This is a genomic window from Sphingobacterium chungjuense, from assembly GCF_011316935.1.
Classification (GTDB): domain Bacteria; phylum Bacteroidota; class Bacteroidia; order Sphingobacteriales; family Sphingobacteriaceae; genus Sphingobacterium; species Sphingobacterium chungjuense.
In genome coordinates this window covers 147,589-166,593 of sequence record NZ_WLYS01000003.1, presented here as the reverse complement: position 1 = coordinate 166,593, position 19,005 = coordinate 147,589, and the positions used below count along the sequence as shown (strand labels likewise).

Sequence of the window (19,005 nt, the reverse complement as noted above, 5' to 3'; positions counted from 1 at the left end):
GAAAAAAAACAAGTAATCTCACTTTTTGTTTTTCAACTAACAGGTTAAAAAAAATCCCTTGTTGCAAATTATTTATGCGAAAAAATTCTGGTTACCCCGCTATTGAAGATCATGGCGTTATTGGAAACATGCATACCGCGGCCTTAGTAGCTTTGGATGGTACCATCGATTTCATGTGTTTTCCCAAATTTGATTCTCCAACCATTTTCGGAGCGCTCTTAGACAAAGATAAAGGCGGCTACTTTAGTATTACGCCCGAGATGCGCGATGTAAATGTGAAGCAGATTTATATTCCAGGAACGGCTGTATTGATTACTCGATTCTTTTCGGAAGATGGAATTGTAGAAATCACCGATTACATGCCCGTGGTAGAGGATTCTTGTTTTACATTTAACGCTATCGTGCGGAAAGTAAAAGCCATTCGAGGTAATATTAAATTCAAGATGCAATGTAAACCAAGATTTGGTTACGCCAAAGTAAAACATACGGCAGAACGAAGCGAAGATAGCATACACTTTAGTACGAAAGATAACGGTCAATCCACTGTACGTTTATCCGCCTCCTGCGATATGACGCTACGCGAAAATGATGCCTATGCGTCCTTTACTCTTGAAGAGGGGAAGAAGCATATTTTTGTATTAGAAACAGCCAAAGATGGTGACACGACTAATTTTAAAAGTATTGAGAAATATGGTATTGAGAACTATTTTGCTACCATTAAATACTGGCGTGATTGGTTGAAGCAATCTACTTATCAAGGTCGTTGGCAAGAGATTATTCATCGTTCTGCTATTACCTTGAAGCTAATGACATCTATGCAGTATGGATCTACGGTGGCCGCGATTACCTTTGGCCTACCGGAAGAAATCGGTGGTGATCGCAATTGGGATTATCGTTTTACATGGATTCGCGATGCCGCATTCTCGATGTATGCATTTTTGAAGTTAGGCTTTAAGGATGAGGCAAAAGCATTCTTAGATTGGATTATTACCCAAGATAGAGATCGCGATCTACATCTATTATATCGAGTAGATGGTACATCGGAGATGGAGGAACAAGATTTAAACCACTTAGAAGGCTATAAACAAAGTAAGCCTGTCCGCATTGGTAACGAAGCCAATAATCAGTTGCAATTGGATATTTATGGCGAGTTACTTGATACGATCTATATTTATAATAATATGTACAAGCCTATAACTTACGAGCTATGGGAGATCATCGTTAAAGAAGTGGCTCAGGTAGAGAAGCGATGGAATGAGCCGGATCACGGTATTTGGGAGATTCGAAATGAAAAACACGAATTTTTACATAGTCGATTGATGTGCTGGGTGGCCATAGATCGGGCTATTAAAATAGGTCAAGATCGTTCTTTCCCATACGATGCAGATCGTTGGCATCGCTTGCGAAATGATATCTACAAAGATATTTATGAAAATTTCTGGAATGATGATATCAAGGCTTGGGTACAGCACAAGGATGGTGCAAAGACATCAAAACGAATGGATGCTAGTGTGTTGCTGATGCCATTGGTTCATTTTATAACACCCGAAGAGCCTCGCTGGGAAGATACGATGAAAGCATTAGATGAAGAATTACGTATTGATGTTCTAGTCTACCGTTACCTAAACGATGAAGGAATTGATGGTTTAGAAGGTGAGGAGGGCACCTTTACCATGTGTTCGTTCTGGTATATTGAGGTACTGGCGAAGATGGGGCGCGTAGATGAAGCCGTCGAGAATTTCGAGAAAATGCTAAGTTATGGTAACCATTTAGGCTTGTTTGCGGAGCAAATCAGCAAAAAGGGCGAGCATTTAGGGAATTTCCCACAAGCCTTTACGCATCTCGGTCTCATCAGCGCGGCGCTGGAATTGAATAAACAAATTGGAAGGCAAACAGAAAGTCTTAAAAAACCGTCTTAAGGGAATAAGATAACATAACATGATAGAAAAATCTTTAAAAGTGGTGGTCGCGGTTCCATGCCAATTGGGCGAATCACCGGTATGGGACGATCGCCAAGAATGTCTACATTTTGTAGACATACTTTCAGCAGATATTTATTCTTATTATCCAGCTGATAAATCGTTGAAAATTACCACTGTTGATAATCCTGTTGGAGCGATCGCGCCGTGCCAAGATGGTCGCTTTCTTGCGGCCATGTCTAGCGGAATTTATACTATGACCTTGCCGCAAGGCGAGGCCAAATTCTTGGCGCAACCAGAACCGCATGCACCCGAAAATCGGTATAATGATGGTAAGGTGGATCCGAGTGGGCGATTTTGGATTGCCAGTATGCATACAGATGAAAAAGAGCATCGCGGTGCGATGTATGTGCTTTATCCAGATTTGACCTTCAAGAAAGTGTTAGACGAGACCACCATATCTAACGGATTGGATTGGGATGAGTCGAAAAGCAGATTTTATCATGTAGAAAGTGATAAAGCCAGTATACGGCGATTTACCTATGACAGTATTCAAGTAGGTATCACCGATATACACACTGTGGTTACTTTTGATGAAGAAGAGGGAGTGCCTGATGGTATGACCTTAGATAGCGAAGGAATGATTTGGGTGGCACATTTTGGTGGTGGATGTGTGACAAGAAGAAACCCGGATACAGGTGAGATTTTAGCAAAAATTGAATTGCCTGTTAAACAAGTTACCAGTTGCGTTTTTGGAGGAAAACAGTACAATGATCTCTACATTACAACCGCGGCAAAGGAACTTTCCGAGGAAGAACTGGCAGATCAACCGCAAGCTGGATATACCTTTGTGTTGGAAAACTTACCCTATTACGGTGTGAAGGCGAACAAATTTGTTCAAATCCTATAATATCTGCCTCACCATCATCTACCAAAAAACATTTGAAGTACATAATTGTTCTTGCTGAAGGTATAAGGTAAGAAATTACAGTGTGACGGTCTGAAGGCGAAACCTGTTTTTCGACTCGTTATCATTATATGCCTTATAATCATCTGTGGAAGGACGACATTTTAATATTACTTAATATATGTTAATTAGCAAAAAGATTCCAATGCGGTATATTTTTAACAAAATCCGCTTGGAACTCCTGTATGTAATTATAATAGGATCCGTGGTTAAATACTTAACCATCACATTTATTGACTATATACCGCCAATGCACATCTCGATACCAGCATTTATTGGTACAGCGATATCTGTATTGTTATCATTCAATCTAAATCAATCATACGATCGCTGGTGGGAGGCACGTAAAATTTGGGGCGGCATTGTCAACGATAGCCGGAGTATGGTCTTGCAGCTGCAATCATTCATATCACCCGATCAGAAAGAGGTAATTGAGCAAATCGCTATGCGGCATGTCGCATGGTGTTATAGTTTGGGTCAAAATCTTCGCGGTCAAAACCCCAAAAAACACATCGAAGATCTGATTAGTGAGCAAGATATGCAGGGGCTAGAAGATCAGTCCAATGTGCCGCTAACATTGATGCAACAAGGCGCATTGCAAGTGGCCGAATTACGTAAAACTGGTGATCTTACTGAATTTAGTCATGTTCAGATCAACACCTCATTCGTTCGATTTTCAGATCATATGGGTATGGCAGAACGAATCAAAAATACGGTGTTTCCAGTAACCTATCGGCTCTTTTTGCATTTTATGATTTATGTCTTTGTAGTGACCTTATCCATTTCTTTAGGAGAGATAGCTAGCTTATTTGAGTTGCCACTGTTGGTGGTGAGCTCAAGTTGTTTCTTTCTATTAGAGCGCACGGCCACACACATGCAAGATCCGTTTAGCAATCGGGCACACGATACACCGATGACCACGATTGCACGCAATATTCATATCAATACGTTGGAGATGTTGGGTAAAACCGATAAACCAGACCCGATAAAACCAGAATCATTTTATGCTTTGTAAAACGGTTTTGACTACTGTCAAAAAAGTCCATTCTCTATTAAGAATGGACTTTTTTATGGTTTCATTGTTTTCTAGCGCTTTAGCGCAGCCATGATGTCCTCGTCTGAAGGCAGTGATCTGATTTCCAGATTGTCATCAGCCTTTTTTACATAGCCTGCCTTTTCAAAGGCATCTATCCATCCTTGCATGGGCCAAAATTGCCATTTTGAAAAGAAGCGATTAGCGTTACGACATATACTTTCCAAATGATTCAAGGGTGGTTGATAAGAAGCATGGTACTGGTGAAATGCTAGCGCATCAATTGTTTGCAGCGCTATACCATTATGCCTTGCCTGAAAGGCAAAATCTGTATCTTCGGCACCGTAGCCTAAATATTGCATATCAAAACCACCAATTTTGTTAAATACCTCTTTCGAACAGCCAAAATTTAGCGACCAAAACAATTCGTATGGGTAGTTTTTTATGGCATGACGCACAGGATCTGGAGCACTAATCTCTTCCAAACGGTTTGTCCAGTTTTCCGTTTGATCGAAAGCTGCTGGTAGGTAGCGTACACGACCAGTGTATAAGACATCGGAATTGTTTTCAAGCTGATTATAATAGGTTTCTAAAAAGTCTTTATCAGGTATACAATCAACATCAAGAAATACATTGTAATTCACAGACGATTCTCTCATCGCTAGGTTACGCGCAGCTCCTAAATTAAGACCTGTGTCAGTCTCCAATACGATACTTCTTATAGAAAATGGATATTCGATATCCAATACCAAAGGTTGTTCGTTCATGAATATGATCAAAACCTCTTGCGGCCAAGTAGATCCCGTAGCGATACCATTCAACATATTGACCAAAGCTTTGCCACGTTGATGGACAAGAGTGAGTACCGCGATATTTTCAGTTTTACGAATCATATGCATAAGGTGTTAATGGTATCTCGAGTAATCTTTTCCGAAGCTCTTCTAAATGATGCACAATATTCGTGACGGCTTCAACATCTGTGACATGCTCAAGTACTGCTTTATCTAATTTAAGAGCTTCCTCAATTCTATCATTCCAATCGGTGTGATATATATCTTCTTCCAGTACGGTGATCGCACAACCGGATTGGCTTAGATAATAAGCTTTCTGTAGTTGTTCGTCAAAAGGGCGGCTAGCTGGTATGCAAATGATGGATTTGTTTAGATCCACCAATTCCATGATTGTATTGTGTCCAGCATTGCAAATAACCACGTCACAAGATCTTAAAACAGCATTTGGTTGATCCAAAACGCCATGAAAAGTTACTCCGTCAATGCTGGCATCGGACTCTACCGCTCCAATAATATGCAAATGCATCTCCGTACGCAGACATGTGCGTAAATGTCGAATAAAAAATAGATCTATATTCGTTCCACCTTGTCCCAAAAATACGGCGACATCATTTCCCAACTGAACTAGATCTTTTACATGCGTGTAGCGTGAAAAGCCGCCAGCATATAATGTTTTGTGGTAGGCTGGATTGTCAAACTTCGAATCCAAAAATGAAGGAAATGGCGCAATAATTAGCTGCGCACTCTCATAGGCAAGATGATGCGCGGTATCATTCCGTACACCATTTTGCCTGATAAGTACAGTGGGTATACCACAAAGCCGAGCCAACAAAGCAACTTCTGCAGAAACATCAATCAATAGGATGGTTTCTGGATTTCGCCGAAAGAAATCAATCATTAAAGCATTTCTATGTAGTAAACCTGAAACACGTAGTGGCGCGTAGTGCAAAAATGACACGGGATCTAAAATATGGTGAACATCTTCTGCGCTAGCTGTATCAATCGGTAGATGGACACAATTTACATTTTCTGGTATTAGCTTACAATAGGGTAGTAAGTCGCTACCTAAGAAAGTGATGTTCTGATTCGGAAGTCCTTTTGCAATGGCAATAGCGCGCATGATGTGCCCCGAGCCGTGGTGATGCACATAATAGCAATATCTAAATGGCATGAGGCAAATATTTGGTATCTACTATATCATGAAATAATGCTTCGTAAGCAGACACCATCTTATCCATACCCAATTCCTTTTCGGCGTACGATCGGCATGCAGATCTGGAAAGTTGACTCGCCTTCACGATACATTCCGCTAACTCATGCGTATTACAAGACGCTGTTAACGATCCAATATCCTTAGTGAGGATATGAGGCAATGCGCCTCGCGCAAATCCAGCGACCGGTGTGCCGCATGCCAAACTTTCTGCTACAACTAGACCAAAAGGCTCATCCCAGCACGGTGTGATAATACTTACTTCTGCTTGACCAATTAGCTGATTGAGCTGGTCGTGTGTACACAAGTCTACCCATTCCGCATCTTCACCCAGTAGAGGTGCTACATTGGTATCAAAGTAGTGACGATCTGCAATTGAACCGGCGATCTTAATGCGTTTACCTGCTAATCGAGCTGCCTCAATCGCGTAATGTGTACCTTTATCTGGATGAATGCGGCCGAACCAAATGACGTATTCACGATCATTTTGGGCAGAGAAAGTCCATTTCTTCACATCAATTCCATTATTGATAACATGGCATCCTGAGGGCATATATGGCTTCCAAGATTGCGCATTGGATTGGGATACTGATACATAATGCATCTTGTTTTTATCTCTTATTTTACCAATTGCACGCTTCATCTCAAATATTGGTGGAGTATGCAAAACGGTCACCATAGGAGTATTCACGATAGTAGACATGGTGATTGGGACATAGTTCAAACTGTTATTGAAGATCAAATCAAATCCTTGATTGTCGATGTCTTGCATAAGTTCCAGATAGGCGTGATGCGTGGATATGAAATCTTCTGAAAGCTCATGTGCTCTAAACCGACTGAAAGTTTCTCTATCATAGTCCATATCACTCATGATAGATTGTAAGGGGAGGGCGGGGTCGGAGTGCTCACTAGCAAATAAAGTGACATCATGCCCTCGGCGCATCAGTAAGCTGGTGATGTCGTGCGTAAATGCTTCTAATCCCCCCATAAAAGGTTTACGTATAGGATGTTTCAAGTGTGCGATTATTCCAATTTTCATTTGATCGTGTTTTCGTCGTGTTAAACCTAGACAAATGTTGTGGTGAAAAACTGTCTAAGGTGGATAGATGATGCAGTGTGCGTGGTAATCAATAAGCAAACTATGGATGCCTGTTCAAAGCTAATGCCAAGCGTGGCGTAATATCATATACAGGTATTTAGCTTTCTTAAAACAGGTACTTAATGTAAGCTTTAGTAGGAATCGTTAATGCTATTCCGATATTGTTAACGCAATTAATAGTTAAAGGATCTTCCATACCGCTTTACTAATCTGTTTACGAAGATTATTTATCTGCTGAAAAACATTTAATAACTATATTGGTTTATAAAATATATTATAAAGAAAATATTTTAAAAAATGTATATTTAATTATTAAAAAATAAGTGGTATGAAAAAGACAATTTCAGCATTAGTGATCGCATTTGGATTGGTATCCACTTCGCACGGACAGGTTAGTAACCAACAGCAAAAAGAAAAACTAAGAAGCATTACTAATCCTTCCAAAACGGCATTAGTAATTATCGATATTCAGAATGATTATTTCACTAATGGAGCCATGGAGCTCTATAATGCTAATGAAAGAGCGCAGAAAGCGTCCAAATTATTGAAACATTTTAGAGATAGTAATTTTGCGGTAATTCACATTCAACATATAGCTACTGATGCAAGCGCTGGCTTTTTCTTGCCCAATACAGAAGGAGTTAAAATTCACAGCAGTGTTGCACCATTGGAAGGAGAGAAGGTGATTACCAAAAACTATCCTAATAGTTTTAGAGATACGGAATTGCTAGATTATCTGAATCAAAAGGATATTTCAAATTTAGTCATTGTAGGTATGATGACGGATGTCTGTGTGGACGCGACGACAAGGGCAGCTATGGATTATGGTTTTAGTAATACGATTATCTCCGATGCCGTGACCACCAGAGATCGGGAGTTGAATGGTAAAGTAATTCCGGCACAACAAATCACAGAAGCGCACCTCGCTGGTCTTAATGCACTGGGCGGTTTGTACGCAGACATCAAAACGAGTGAGGAATATTTAAAACAGAAATAAGAAAAGTGGAGTGTTGGGATTAATCTTTTAATACCATCTCTTCTAATCTCAATTCGTAATAGGTAAATCCACCAAGTTGCGATAGTTGTTTAGATGGTCTAGCCGTCCCAGTTATTTATCGTACTTGCGGTTGCTTGCAAAATAACTTCTTCCAGTAAAATCTATATTTGCAAATCTCGTACACCATCATTGCCATTGGTTTTATTTAGATTAGTGGAAAATATATCTTAGTAATGAAAACTAATCTTGCTTTGTGTCTGTTGGTGTTAACCATGCTGATGTGTGTGTCATGTGATCCGAAAAAACCTGAGTCCATTGCAAGCGACATGATGGTACGAATTGCAGAACTTGAAATAGAACCTAGCCATTTTGAGGAATATAAAGCGATTCTCATCGAAGAAGCGGAAGCTTCCGTACGATTGGAACCAGGCGTAATTTCGATTTTTCCAATGTTTGAAATTGAAAATCCAACTCAAGTAAGAATTTTGGAAATCTATGCGAATGAAGAAGCATACCTAAGCCATTTAAAAACCGCTCATTTCGAGCACTATAAAACAGCGACGGCTAAAATGGTAATTTCGTTGAACATATTGGATATGGACGCTATGGATACATTAACGATGTCGAAGATCTTTAAAAAGGTAGATCTGTAAATAAGGCGAAAAACACCTTATTTTATATCACGAATGTGATCATCCGTAGGCAGATAAATAATAGTTTGAAAAAAAAAACTTTGCTATTGGTTGCTGGGAAAACGAGATAGTGGAATTTATCAATTTAATTACATTATAATATATATTATGTTAAATAGAGTGTTCAAGCAACACACCTATTATGTGTTGCTTAAATAAAATATTAATTTCTTCTGCTTTTCGCTTTACGCTACCTGTTCGATGGTGATAGCTCCGACGGTAATATTTGTGCGTGGATCAATTATAATGGCACGACCATTTTCTGGAAAATCTACTTGTAGATCAAAAGGAATTTCATCCGCAGCTTTAATGAAAACTTTGCCAATATCATTCAGCTTAATATCCGAACCGTAGTGTTGTTCCTGTGTATTTACGTCGTATTTGTACAACACTTCAGGAACTTTAATTTTGACCGTTTTGCTGTGATGTTGCAATAAGTATAATTGCGCTGTATCCAGCGGTTTGCTGTCAAACCAACTAATGTTGGCTTCAAAACTACGATCGCTATGTGTTGGATGTGCAGCGCTAATAATTGTATCACCGCGTGAAATATCCACGTCCGTGCTTAAATGCACAATAACGGATTGCCCATTTTCTGCTTCGGTAAAAGCTTGCTGATTAATCTCAATACGGTCTACAATACTTTGTACGCCGCTTGGTAAGATGATGACTTCTTCACCGACACGCAAGCCTGATCCTAAAACGCGACCTGCGTAACCTCGGTAATCGTGTAAATCCTCCGTTTGTGGCCGAACGACCCATTGTACTGGAAAACGCCAACCTTTCGATAGTTTTGCTTCGGGAAATTCTACCTTTTCCAAGTAATCTAGCAACGCTTCACCTTCAAACCAAGTCATGCGCACTGATTTGTGGACGATATTATCGCCCTTCAAGGCGGAAACTGGAATATAATCCACATTTTCTAAACCCAATCTGTCTGCTAATTGCTCATAATCTGCTTTTATGTTAGTAAAAACCTGTTGATCGTAGTCGACCATATCCATTTTATTCACACAGACTAGCACTTTCTTCATGGATAGCAATTTAGCCAAGAAAGAATGTCTTTTGGTCTGTTCGATCACCCCTTTGCGCGCATCTACCAAGATCACAATGAGATCAGAATTCGACGCGCCAGTCACCATGTTACGGGTATATTGTATATGTCCAGGCGCATCCGCAATGATGAATTTGCGACGCTCCGTTTGGAAATATTTATAGGCCACATCGATGGTAATGCCTTGCTCCCGTTCTGCTTTCAAGCCATCCGTCAGAATCGCCAAATCCACGGTACCATCGTTATTCTTGCGATTCGCTTTCTTAATCGCTTCGAGCTGATCGTCGAGTACGGAATTGGTGTCGTATAACAAGCGACCAATCAACGTGCTTTTTCCATCATCTACCGAACCTGCTGTTATAAACTTTAATATATCCATTATGATTAGTACTGAGTAATGCGTATTGCGTAATGCGCATGTTGATCACCTCTGCACGCGCGACTTACTACGAAGTGCAAATTAAAAATAACCTTGTTTTTTACGTTCTTCCATCGCCGCTTCCGACACTTTATCGTCTAAGCGAGCGCCACGCTCACTAATTGTCGAAGAGCGAATTTCTTCTATAATATCATCTAATTCGACCGCTTCTGAATCTACTGCCGCCGTACAGGTCATATCCCCTACGGTTCTAAAACGCACGGATTTATGATCTACGGTATCAGTTCCATCAATTTGCAAAAATGGAGCTGCCGCCATCCACTGCCCATTGCGTAATACGACATCACGCTGATGGCTAAAGTAGATCGATGGTAAAGCAATATTTTCACGTTTGATGTAGTTCCATACATCTAATTCCGTCCAATTGGATATCGGGAATACACGTACATTTTCTCCTTTATTGATCTTGCCGTTCAAGATATTCCATAATTCAGGACGTTGACGCTTCGGATCCCATTGGCCAAACTCATCACGCACGGAAAAGATGCGTTCTTTGGCACGTGCTTTCTCCTCATCACGGCGTGCACCACCGATACAAGCATCAAAACCATATTGCTCGATGGTATCTAAGAGCGTGACAGTCTGTAAGGCATTTCTGCTTGCATTCTTGCCTGTTTGTTCGACTACTTTTCCTTGGTCGATACTATCTTGCACATAACCAACGATCAACTGCTCGCCCAACTCTGCAACGAGTTGATCACGAAAGCTGATGGTTTCCGGAAAATTATGCCCCGTATCAATATGTACTAATGGAAAGGGAAATTTTCCCGGTCTAAAAGCTTTTTTAGCTAAGTGAACCAGTGTGATCGAATCTTTTCCGCCAGAAAATAACAAGGCAGGATTCTCAAACTGACCAGCTACCTCACGCAATATATAAATGGCCTCCGCCTCTAAATGATCTAAATAATCCATTCGTTTTTCTTATTTACTCGTAGCATGTAAACCACATTCTTTTTTACTTTGATCCTCCCACCACCATCGTCCAGCTCTGAAATCCTGACCTGGCGCGACCGCTCTGGTACAAGGCTGGCAACCGATGCTGGGGAATCCTTTATCGTGTAGTGGATTGTACGGCACGAAATTCTTCTTTAGAAAAGATTCCACTTCTTCCAAGGTCCAGTGAAATAGCGGATGAATCTTAATCATCTGATTGGCCTCATCCCACTCCACTTGTTCCATATCGTGACGATTGGCCGACTGATCGGCTCGGATTCCTGTAATCCATATTTTATACCCTTGAATCGCACGTTGCAAAGGTTCTATCTTGCGTATGTAGCAGCATTCTTTCCGATTTTCAACGCTCTCGTAAAAACTGGAAGGTCCTTTCAACGCTACCATTTGCTCAACTTCGTGCGTTTGTGGATAGTATGGACGGATCGGAAAACCATAAGTTTCCAGCGTTCTGTTCCACACGTAATAGGTTTCTGGAAAAAGCCTACCGGTATCCAAAGTAAACATATTGATGTGGCTTTGCACCTCGTATAATAAATGCGTCAGCACTTGATCTTCTATCCCAAATGAGGTCGAGAAGATAGTTTCTGCCGCATGATGTTGCTGCAGATACGCCAATATTTCTTTGGCATCCAACCCCGCAATATCTCTTCTAATCTCTGCTATCATTTGTCTAACAACTCCTTTGTATGTGCATTGAGCACGGTTATTTTCTGTTGCAAATCACCTTTCAGTCCATTGCGCATCTCTTGCATCAGTGCCAGCGTCTCATCGATCTCTTCTGGAATGAGCTCTTGCAAGAGCTCTTTCACCCGTTTGGCGATTGTCGGTGATTTTCCGTTGGTCGATATGCCAATTTTTAAATCACCTTTTTGCACCACAGATCCCAAATAGAAATCGCATAAGCTTGGCTTGTCCGCGACATTTAATAGGATGTGTTTTTCAGTAGCGAGTTCGCGCACCCAGTTATTCAAAGATTCGTTGTCCGTAGCCAATATAGCGACATCAATACCGTCTAAATCACTTGCTTTAAATGATCTTTCCGCCACGGTTACCGTTGTAAGATCACGAACAAATTCTTTGAACTCCGCACTAATTACTTCGGCCACGACACGTACCTTTGCTTCGGGCGAATTATTGAAAATTGCCTGCAACTTTTCCAAACCTACTGGCCCAGCGCCAACCACCAACGTTTGAATCTGGTGCATCTTTATGTAGATTGGGAATAAGGTATTCATGATGAAAGTACCGTTGTTTTTACGCTTTCCATTACCTGAGCAAATTCTCGGTGTTTTGCCACGACTTCGCCTAAGACAATGATAGCTGGTGCACCAATTCCTGCTGACTGGACTTGTCCTACAATCGTATCTACAGTACCTAATACGATACGTTCTTCTTGCGTAGATCCGTTTTGTATAACCGCGATAGGCAATTCATGCTTACCTTCTTGCTGGTATTGCGCTACGATCTGCGATAGTTTCGCAAATCCCATTAACACCACCACGGTAGCAGTGCTTTTTACGGCCAATTGTAGATCTTTGGATAGTTGTGTATCGGAAGTAGATCCTGTAATCACCCAGAAACTTTCTGCAATATTGCGATAGGTTAATGGAATCTGTTGAAGACCTGTTAACGAAATCGAGGAAGATATTCCTGGTACTACAGCCGTTTCAATTTGATGTGCATGTGCGTAATCCAGCTCTTCACCACCTCTACCAAATACAAATGGATCGCCACCTTTGAGGCGTACCACATGACCGAAGTTCATGGCATAATCAACCAATAATTTATTGATCTCATCTTGTGAAGTGGACAACCGCTCCGCACGTTTACCGACATATACTTTCACACAGTTGGGCTTGGCGTAATCCAGTAGCTCGTCATTGACCAAGGCATCGTACAAGATCACATCCGCTTCGCGAATGGCCTTAATGCCCTTTAAAGTGATCAGTTCCGCATCTCCAGGTCCTGCTCCCACCAACGTGATAAATGGTTTTATTTCTTTCATCCGATTCTCTTTCTCGTCCTGTTTTTTAATTAGGAATTTACGACACGAAGCTCTTCTCTTCTTTCTACACCTTCCAGATAAAAGGCTGTCGCTTGTGTCAGATACGCTTCTGCAAATTCTTTGGAAGGTTCATATTTGTTGATCTGCAATACTCTTTCTGTAAATGAGTTAGGGAATGAGAACAACTCTTCCTCTACAAATCTGGTTTCAAATTCGGCAATTACTTGCGCTTGTGTGCTGGCGTTTACACCTTTGTCCAATAATAATGCTTTAGCGGTATTGACGAATGAGCTATAACTATGGTAGATCGCATCTGCATATTGTCCTTTTTCTAAAGCCTGTCTCGCCCAATCTATCTTCTCCTCAGATTCAAATAGCAAAGTAGCCACCAAATCAATCACGACGCCTGCACATTCACCCACACCAATGGCCGTTGAGAAAGTACCTTCGTGACCCCAATCTACGAATTCATCATCCGTAAGCGTGGTCAGATCTGCTAAGGGCTTCAGCAATCGATAGAAATAATCCTTGGTCTGCCGCTCGTAATACGCATGGAATTTTTCTTCCGCTTCGCGGTTATTTTTATAATCAATTAATAACACGTCAACGACTTGCAACACGCGCTTCGTCGGAACTTTGATCACGCGTTCTGCCACACGACCCAATCCGTCGCCCAATGTACCGCCTCCCAGCATCACTTGTGCTGCTGGAACAACTTTGCCATCTGCTTTGACGGAACTACCGTGGAAGCCAATATGTGCTAACCCATGCTGTCCACAAGAATTCATACAGCCAGAAATCTTGATTTTCAACTGCTTTTCGTGTACAAAATCCGCATGAAACTCATGAATATATTGCTCAATGACACGCGCCATTTCCGTAGAATTAGAAATACCTAAATTACAGGTATCGGTACCGGGACAGGTCGTCACGTCGGATGTGCTATCATATCCAGCGCGGGCATAACCTACGCTATGCAATACATTATAGATATGTGGCAAAGATTCTTCGCGTACGTATTTGAATAATAAGTTCTGATCTTGGGTAATACGGATATCATCGGCGATATGATCTCTGATGCCATCCACCAAGATGCGTGCTTTGTCGGTCGGAATATCGCCCGTAAGCACTTTTACATATACACCAAAATAGCCTTCTTGCTTCTGCTCAAATACATTCGTTTGCCTCCATATCTCATACGCTAAAGCATCTACCGGAGCAACTGGCTCTACAATGGCTGTTGGAGGCTCAGGCTGTACGACGGCATCGAGATCGATTTCAAACTTTTTGGATTTTATCGCCGTTTTTTCCGTTTCGATTAAGCTCAATACTTCCTCCAAGCCTAGTTTTTGGATCAAGTACTTGAATCGAGCTTTATTGCGGTTATTGCGCTCACCATGCCTGTCAAACACGCGAAGCGTAGCTTCCATGTAAGGAATGATCTCATTGGAAGGCAAAAAGTCGAAAATCGCATGGGCTAAAATGGGTTGAGCTCCTAATCCGCCCCCCATCATCACTTTAAAACCACGCACCTCTTTCCCATCAATCACCTTCACTTTTGGAATAAAACCGAAATCATGAATGTAAGAGAAGGCAGTATCATCCTCACTGGAGGAGAAAGATATCTTAATCTTGCGCCCCATCTCGGCACAAATTGGATTTCTGAGGAAATACAAAAAGGTGGCGTGCGCATACGGAGATACATCAAATGGTTCCTTTGGATCAATTCCGGCGGTAGCCGATGCAGTTACATTACGAACGGTGTTACCACAAGCTTCGCGCAGCGTAATATCATCTTCGGCCAGTTTAGACCACAGTTCCGGTGTTTTGTCTAGACTCACATAATGGATCTGTATATCTTGTCGCGTCGTTAAATGCAGGTTTTTACTAGCATACTCATCTGATACATCGGCAATTTTTAATATCTGCTGGAAAGTCAGCCGGCCAAAAGGTAACTTAATGCGCACCATCTGCACTCCGGCTTGCCGCTGTCCATAGACACCGCGCGCTAAACGCAACGAACGAAATTTCTCCTCAGGAAGCGTCCCTGCGTGGAAATCACGTATTTTTTGCGCTAACGCAATGATCTCTTGTTCAACGACTGGGTTTTCCAGTTCTGTTCGAAAACTTTGCATAATCTCATCTAAATTTCAGTACGTTATCTCTACAGTCGTTCAAGTACAACAACTGCCGTAATACAAATCTAAAAAAAATATAGACAAAACCCATAATATCTACCAATTTACTATATATTTGTTTTTATCGTTATGAGTAAAAAGAGAAGAGTGTATGCCAAACACTATGTAGCTCAGTTACTTAGTTTGGTTTTTTTGGTATTCTTAAATTCGTGCGCGCCACAGACAAAGAACGGAGTGGATGAAAATGGTGAACTGGTAGGTAATATTTCGATTTCAGGGGCATTTGCACTATATCCTATTGCTGTCTTGTGGAGCGAGGATTTTAAAACGATTCATCCTAATGTGCGATTTAATATTTCGGCAGGAGGAGCAGGCAAAGGTATCACCGATGTGTTGACCAATATGGTAGATATCGGTTTAGTATCGCGTGATTTGCATCAGCAAGAAATCGATAAAGGCGCCTACCCTATTTTTGTAGCAAAAGATGCTGTGATTGGTACGATTAGTAATGCTCATCCCAATTTTGAATTGATTGCGACGCGTGGACTGACCAGACAGGAATTGATCGATGTTTTTGTGACTCGGAAACATAGAAACTGGAATGATATCGACGCTCGTTTCGTGTCCGAACCTATTGAGGTGTATACCCGATCTGATGCAGCAGGTGCTGCTGAAACTTGGGCAAAATTTTTAGGGGTCAATCAAGAAGATCTAAAAGGCATTGGAATTTTTGGAGACCCAGGCATCGCGCAAGCGATCAAAGATCGTCCGCTTTCGATTGGCTTCAACAATATCAATTACCTGTATGATCTAAAAACGAAACAAGTTAGCGCAGGTTTGGCTGTGATTCCTATCGATATTAATCAGAACGGGCAAATCGATCCGGAGGAAGATTTTTACGGTACGCTTCCTGAACTTACGGAAGCGGTAGCCGACAATCGATATCCCTCGCCGCCAGCGCGTGACTTGATGTTTGTCATTCATGAAGGGCAACAAAATAATGTGTTGTTAAAAACCTTTATTGAATTTGTATTGGAGAAAGAACAGCAGGGATATTTATTAGAAAATGGCTATGTTCCTTTGAATGATGATGCTATTGCTATTGAAAATATAAAACTTTTGAAGAAATGAAGTTTAGATTATGGATAGATAAGATCGTGCAGTATGGCTCGGCATTTTTGTTAGTCACAAAGATCTTAGTTGTGGTGCTGATTGCTGTGGGGCTTACCTTCAAATCTTTACCATTATTACAGAACGAGAATTTGTGGACTATTTTAAGTAGCAGTGTTTGGTCGCCTCTGAAGGGCAACTTTGGATTTTTACCCTTTATTCTGGGAACTGTTTGGGTCACGCTTATTGCGCTTATTATATCCGTGCCGTTATGTGTGATGGCGTCCATTTATCTGGTAGAGTTTGCGTCGGATCGTCTTCGTAAGTCAGTTTTACCATTGATGAATGTGCTGGCGGCTATTCCTCCGGTATTGTATGGCGTCTGGGGCATTTTGTTCGTTGTGCCTATTCTAAGTAATTATATCGCGCCGATCTTCGGTGTCGAAACTACCGGTTTTTCAGTGTTTGCTGGCGGAATTGTGCTGGCTGTGATGATTTTCCCCATCCTCATCAGCATTATGGTGGAAGTGATGCAAACTGTACCACAGGAACTGAAAGATGCATCCTTGTCTTTAGGGGCGACACAGTGGGAAACCATTGTATCGGTCAATTTGCGGAAAGCTAGACCAGGAATCGTGGCAGCGATTGTATTAGGTATTTCACGAGCTATTGGCGAGACGATTGCTGTGCTGATGGTTTGTGGCAATGTACCACAGATCCCGACTTCGTGGTTTGATGCCGGGTATCCGATTCCTGCGTTAATTGCCAATAATTTTGGCGAGATGATGTCGATTCCTATGTACGATTCTGCGTTGATGTTCGCGGCATTGCTCCTTTTCGTTATAATTTTCGGATTCAACCTCATCTCTCGAGTCGTATTAAATAGATTGGAGGATCATGGCTAAACATACAACTAGTAAAATAGTAAGAAACCGCTTACGCAAGGAAAAGATCGCCAAGATCCTGATGCAGTTATCAGGCATTTCCATCACTGGTTCTTTGTTCTTTATTGTGGGGACCATCTTATACAAAGGTTTGCCCTACTTGTCTTGGGAAATGATTTCGCAATCTCCACAAGGCGGTTTTTACATTGGTAAGGGTGGCGGTATTCTGAATGCAATTCTTGGTTCTTTGTATCTAGCATTAGCTTCCACTGGAATTGCAACACTTATTGGTATTCCAATTTCGCTGTACCTCAATCTTTACGTGCCAAAAGACTCCTTCATTGCGCGCAGCGCCAAATTACTGTTTGATGTCTTGTTTGGCATTCCTTCCATTGTGTATGGCGCCATTGCGTTCAGCATTATGATTTGGTTAGGTATTCGTGCTTCACTACTAGGTGGTATCATTACGATTACGTTGTTGACGATTCCAATTGTGGTGCGCACGATTGATGAATTGCTCAAGACTGTTCCAATTGACTTAACGCAAGTGACATTTTCGCTCGGTGCTACACGCTGGGAAGCCGCGCGCGTGGTGCTTAAATACATTAAACCCGGTATTTTTACCGCCATTCTCTTGGCTTTTGGGCGTGCCATTGGCGATGTGGCCGGCGTACTGCTCACCACTGGATTCAGCGATAATATGCCCAAATACATAGACGAACCGGCGGCCACGTTGCCATTAGCTATTTTCTTTCAACTAAGCAGCCCGATTCCCGAAGTACAAGGTCGAGCGTACGCCTCTGCTTTGGTATTGACTTTCATCATTTTATTCATCGTTCTATGCACACACTTACTAGCAGCGAAACAAAAGAAACACAAACTGTGATCGAAACAGCGACAAAACCTTTAATTCAGATCAAGGATCTGAACGTACATATTGAGGGAAAGCAGATTTTGAAAAACGTGAGTTTAGATATTCCCAATAACTCGATTACCTCTATCATCGGCCCTTCGGGTTGTGGCAAGACGACCTTGTTGAAAACCTTGAATCGCCTGTTGGATGATAGCAAAGATGTACAGGTTACGGGATCTGTAATCGTCGATGGCGAGGATATTTATGGTAAAAATGCAGAGGTCACGCATATTCGCAAAAAGATGGGTTTGCTCTCGCAAAAACCATTTCCACTGCCGATGTCTATTTATGATAATATCGTATACGGGCCGCGTATTCATGGCGAACGGGATAAGAGTAAACTCAAGCAGATTGTGGAGACACAGTTGCGTAATGTAGGCTTGTGGGATGAAGTAAAAGATCGTTTAGGGACATCAGCTACGCGCCTATCCATCGGACAGCAACAGCGCTTATGTCTGGCGAGAGGTTTAGCCGTACAACCGGAGATTATCCTTGGCGACGAATCAACCTCTGCTTTGGATCCTATATCCACGCAGACTATTGAAAATCTTTTGATTGAATTGAAGAAGGACTACACGATTGTATTGGTCACGCATATTTTGCGGCAAGCGCGTCGCGTATCGGATTACATTTTATTCGTATACCAAGGTGAAGTAGTAGAGTTTGGCAAGACCGAGGATATCTTGTTTAATCCGCAGCAGGAACTCACTAAGCAATATGTCAAAGGTTTTATATCCTAATAATACAGAAGCGGGGCTTACATCCATGTAAGCCCCGCTTCTGTATTATTAGCTTTCTTG

The 19,005-nt window shown here is 41.6% G+C and carries 18 protein-coding genes; 9 read left to right on the top strand and 9 right to left on the bottom strand.

Translation table 11 applies throughout. From position 1 onward, the window contains the following. The first annotated feature begins 74 nt into the window (after window positions 1-74). From GKO22_RS08440 to GKO22_RS08430, 3 genes are all read left to right on the top strand, one after another. Window positions 75-1,919 carry a glycoside hydrolase family 15 protein gene (locus tag GKO22_RS08440; protein ID WP_166334104.1) on the top strand — a complete coding sequence of 615 codons (1,845 nt, stop codon included), beginning with the start codon at window positions 75-77 and terminating at the stop codon, window positions 1,917-1,919. A 19-nt stretch (window positions 1,920-1,938) separates the two neighbouring features. Further along, window positions 1,939-2,829, top strand: coding sequence for an SMP-30/gluconolactonase/LRE family protein (locus tag GKO22_RS08435; protein ID WP_166334102.1), 891 nt, complete (start codon window positions 1,939-1,941; stop codon window positions 2,827-2,829). Between the two features lie 178 nt (window positions 2,830-3,007). Continuing rightward, window positions 3,008-3,901, top strand: a complete 894-nt coding sequence (locus tag GKO22_RS08430; RefSeq protein ID WP_166334100.1) for a bestrophin family protein — start codon at window positions 3,008-3,010, stop codon at window positions 3,899-3,901. 71 nt (window positions 3,902-3,972) lie between these two features. Here GKO22_RS08430 and GKO22_RS08425 read toward each other — a convergent pair whose 3' ends face one another. From GKO22_RS08425 to GKO22_RS08415, 3 genes are read right to left on the bottom strand one after another with little or no spacing between them, the layout of a single operon-like run. Further along, window positions 3,973-4,812, bottom strand: coding sequence for a glycosyltransferase family 2 protein (locus tag GKO22_RS08425; protein WP_166334098.1), 840 nt, complete (start codon window positions 4,810-4,812; stop codon window positions 3,973-3,975). Next, window positions 4,802-5,881 (bottom strand): UDP-N-acetylglucosamine--N-acetylmuramyl-(pentapeptide) pyrophosphoryl-undecaprenol N-acetylglucosamine transferase, encoded by a 1,080-nt coding sequence (locus GKO22_RS08420; protein ID WP_166334096.1) that lies wholly within the window; start codon window positions 5,879-5,881, stop codon window positions 4,802-4,804. Before GKO22_RS08420 ends, GKO22_RS08425 begins: the two co-directional genes overlap by 11 nt. Beyond that, on the bottom strand, window positions 5,871-6,959 hold the full coding sequence (locus tag GKO22_RS08415) for a glycosyltransferase family 4 protein (protein ID WP_166334094.1): 1,089 nt from the start codon (window positions 6,957-6,959) through the stop codon (window positions 5,871-5,873). Before GKO22_RS08415 ends, GKO22_RS08420 begins: the two co-directional genes overlap by 11 nt. 388 nt (window positions 6,960-7,347) lie before the next feature. Here GKO22_RS08415 and GKO22_RS08410 point away from each other — a divergent pair, with 388 nt between their 5' ends. Then, window positions 7,348-8,016, top strand: coding sequence for a cysteine hydrolase family protein (locus tag GKO22_RS08410; RefSeq protein WP_166334092.1), 669 nt, complete (start codon window positions 7,348-7,350; stop codon window positions 8,014-8,016). A 233-nt stretch (window positions 8,017-8,249) separates the two neighbouring features. Then, window positions 8,250-8,669, top strand: coding sequence for a putative quinol monooxygenase (locus GKO22_RS08405; RefSeq protein ID WP_206367856.1), 420 nt, complete (start codon window positions 8,250-8,252; stop codon window positions 8,667-8,669). Between the two features lie 224 nt (window positions 8,670-8,893). On the opposite strand, the gene GKO22_RS08400 is transcribed toward GKO22_RS08405, so the two are convergent. From GKO22_RS08400 to GKO22_RS08375, 6 genes are all read right to left on the bottom strand, one after another. Continuing rightward, a complete protein-coding gene (locus tag GKO22_RS08400) occupies window positions 8,894-10,141 on the bottom strand; it encodes a sulfate adenylyltransferase subunit 1 (RefSeq protein ID WP_166334091.1) in 1,248 nt (415 codons plus the stop codon). Window positions 10,142-10,222: 81 nt separating this feature from the next. Beyond that, window positions 10,223-11,113, bottom strand: a complete 891-nt coding sequence (gene cysD, locus GKO22_RS08395) for a sulfate adenylyltransferase subunit CysD (RefSeq protein ID WP_166334090.1) — start codon at window positions 11,111-11,113, stop codon at window positions 10,223-10,225. Between the two features lie 9 nt (window positions 11,114-11,122). Further along, a complete protein-coding gene (locus GKO22_RS08390; RefSeq protein ID WP_166334089.1) occupies window positions 11,123-11,821 on the bottom strand; it encodes a phosphoadenylyl-sulfate reductase in 699 nt (232 codons plus the stop codon). Beyond that, entirely contained in the window at window positions 11,818-12,390 is a 573-nt protein-coding gene (locus GKO22_RS08385) for a precorrin-2 dehydrogenase/sirohydrochlorin ferrochelatase family protein (protein WP_166334088.1), read from the bottom strand. Before GKO22_RS08385 ends, GKO22_RS08390 begins: the two co-directional genes overlap by 4 nt. Beyond that, the gene (gene cobA / locus GKO22_RS08380) at window positions 12,387-13,160 is read right to left on the bottom strand and encodes a uroporphyrinogen-III C-methyltransferase (protein ID WP_166334087.1); all 774 of its coding nucleotides are present in this window, start codon (window positions 13,158-13,160) and stop codon (window positions 12,387-12,389) included. Before cobA ends, GKO22_RS08385 begins: the two co-directional genes overlap by 4 nt. Before the next feature lie 29 nt (window positions 13,161-13,189). After that, window positions 13,190-15,295: a HEPN domain-containing protein gene (locus tag GKO22_RS08375; RefSeq protein WP_166334086.1), complete on the bottom strand. Its 2,106-nt coding sequence runs from the start codon at window positions 15,293-15,295 to the stop codon at window positions 13,190-13,192. Window positions 15,296-15,427: 132 nt separating this feature from the next. Between GKO22_RS08375 and GKO22_RS08370 the strand changes: the two genes are divergently transcribed. Genes GKO22_RS08370 through GKO22_RS08355 form a run of 4 tightly spaced genes read left to right on the top strand, consistent with a single transcriptional unit; the run spans window position 15,428 to window position 18,945 of the window. Then, on the top strand, window positions 15,428-16,429 hold the full coding sequence (locus tag GKO22_RS08370; protein ID WP_166334085.1) for a PstS family phosphate ABC transporter substrate-binding protein: 1,002 nt from the start codon (window positions 15,428-15,430) through the stop codon (window positions 16,427-16,429). Next, window positions 16,426-17,313 carry a phosphate ABC transporter permease subunit PstC gene (gene pstC, locus GKO22_RS08365; RefSeq protein ID WP_166334084.1) on the top strand — a complete coding sequence of 296 codons (888 nt, stop codon included), beginning with the start codon at window positions 16,426-16,428 and terminating at the stop codon, window positions 17,311-17,313. Before GKO22_RS08370 ends, pstC begins: the two co-directional genes overlap by 4 nt. Then, complete coding sequence (locus GKO22_RS08360; protein ID WP_166334083.1) at window positions 17,306-18,178, top strand: PstA family ABC transporter permease; 873 nt, start codon at window positions 17,306-17,308, stop codon at window positions 18,176-18,178. Before pstC ends, GKO22_RS08360 begins: the two co-directional genes overlap by 8 nt. Further along, complete coding sequence (locus tag GKO22_RS08355) at window positions 18,133-18,945, top strand: phosphate ABC transporter ATP-binding protein (RefSeq protein WP_166334082.1); 813 nt, start codon at window positions 18,133-18,135, stop codon at window positions 18,943-18,945. The genes GKO22_RS08360 and GKO22_RS08355 overlap by 46 nt, the downstream gene beginning before the upstream one ends. Window positions 18,946-19,005: the final 60 nt, after the last annotated feature.

Excerpts from the sequence above, each read along its gene's own strand:
- GKO22_RS08440 (WP_166334104.1), top strand. The coding sequence starts at position 75 with ATGCGAAAAAATTCTGGTTACCCCGCTATTGAAGATCATGGCGTTATT.
- GKO22_RS08435 (WP_166334102.1), top strand. The coding sequence starts at position 1,939 with ATGATAGAAAAATCTTTAAAAGTGGTGGTCGCGGTTCCATGCCAATTG.
- GKO22_RS08430 (WP_166334100.1), top strand. The coding sequence starts at position 3,008 with ATGTTAATTAGCAAAAAGATTCCAATGCGGTATATTTTTAACAAAATC.
- GKO22_RS08425 (WP_166334098.1), bottom strand. The coding sequence starts at position 4,812 with ATGATTCGTAAAACTGAAAATATCGCGGTACTCACTCTTGTCCATCAA.
- GKO22_RS08420 (WP_166334096.1), bottom strand. The coding sequence starts at position 5,881 with ATGCCATTTAGATATTGCTATTATGTGCATCACCACGGCTCGGGGCAC.
- GKO22_RS08415 (WP_166334094.1), bottom strand. The coding sequence starts at position 6,959 with ATGAAAATTGGAATAATCGCACACTTGAAACATCCTATACGTAAACCT.
- GKO22_RS08410 (WP_166334092.1), top strand. The coding sequence starts at position 7,348 with ATGAAAAAGACAATTTCAGCATTAGTGATCGCATTTGGATTGGTATCC.
- GKO22_RS08405 (WP_206367856.1), top strand. The coding sequence starts at position 8,250 with ATGAAAACTAATCTTGCTTTGTGTCTGTTGGTGTTAACCATGCTGATG.
- GKO22_RS08400 (WP_166334091.1), bottom strand. The coding sequence starts at position 10,141 with ATGGATATATTAAAGTTTATAACAGCAGGTTCGGTAGATGATGGAAAA.
- cysD (WP_166334090.1), bottom strand. The coding sequence starts at position 11,113 with ATGGATTATTTAGATCATTTAGAGGCGGAGGCCATTTATATATTGCGT.
- GKO22_RS08390 (WP_166334089.1), bottom strand. The coding sequence starts at position 11,821 with ATGATAGCAGAGATTAGAAGAGATATTGCGGGGTTGGATGCCAAAGAA.
- GKO22_RS08385 (WP_166334088.1), bottom strand. The coding sequence starts at position 12,390 with ATGAATACCTTATTCCCAATCTACATAAAGATGCACCAGATTCAAACG.
- cobA (WP_166334087.1), bottom strand. The coding sequence starts at position 13,160 with ATGAAAGAAATAAAACCATTTATCACGTTGGTGGGAGCAGGACCTGGA.
- GKO22_RS08375 (WP_166334086.1), bottom strand. The coding sequence starts at position 15,295 with ATGCAAAGTTTTCGAACAGAACTGGAAAACCCAGTCGTTGAACAAGAG.
- GKO22_RS08370 (WP_166334085.1), top strand. The coding sequence starts at position 15,428 with ATGAGTAAAAAGAGAAGAGTGTATGCCAAACACTATGTAGCTCAGTTA.
- pstC (WP_166334084.1), top strand. The coding sequence starts at position 16,426 with ATGAAGTTTAGATTATGGATAGATAAGATCGTGCAGTATGGCTCGGCA.
- GKO22_RS08360 (WP_166334083.1), top strand. The coding sequence starts at position 17,306 with ATGGCTAAACATACAACTAGTAAAATAGTAAGAAACCGCTTACGCAAG.
- GKO22_RS08355 (WP_166334082.1), top strand. The coding sequence starts at position 18,133 with ATGCACACACTTACTAGCAGCGAAACAAAAGAAACACAAACTGTGATC.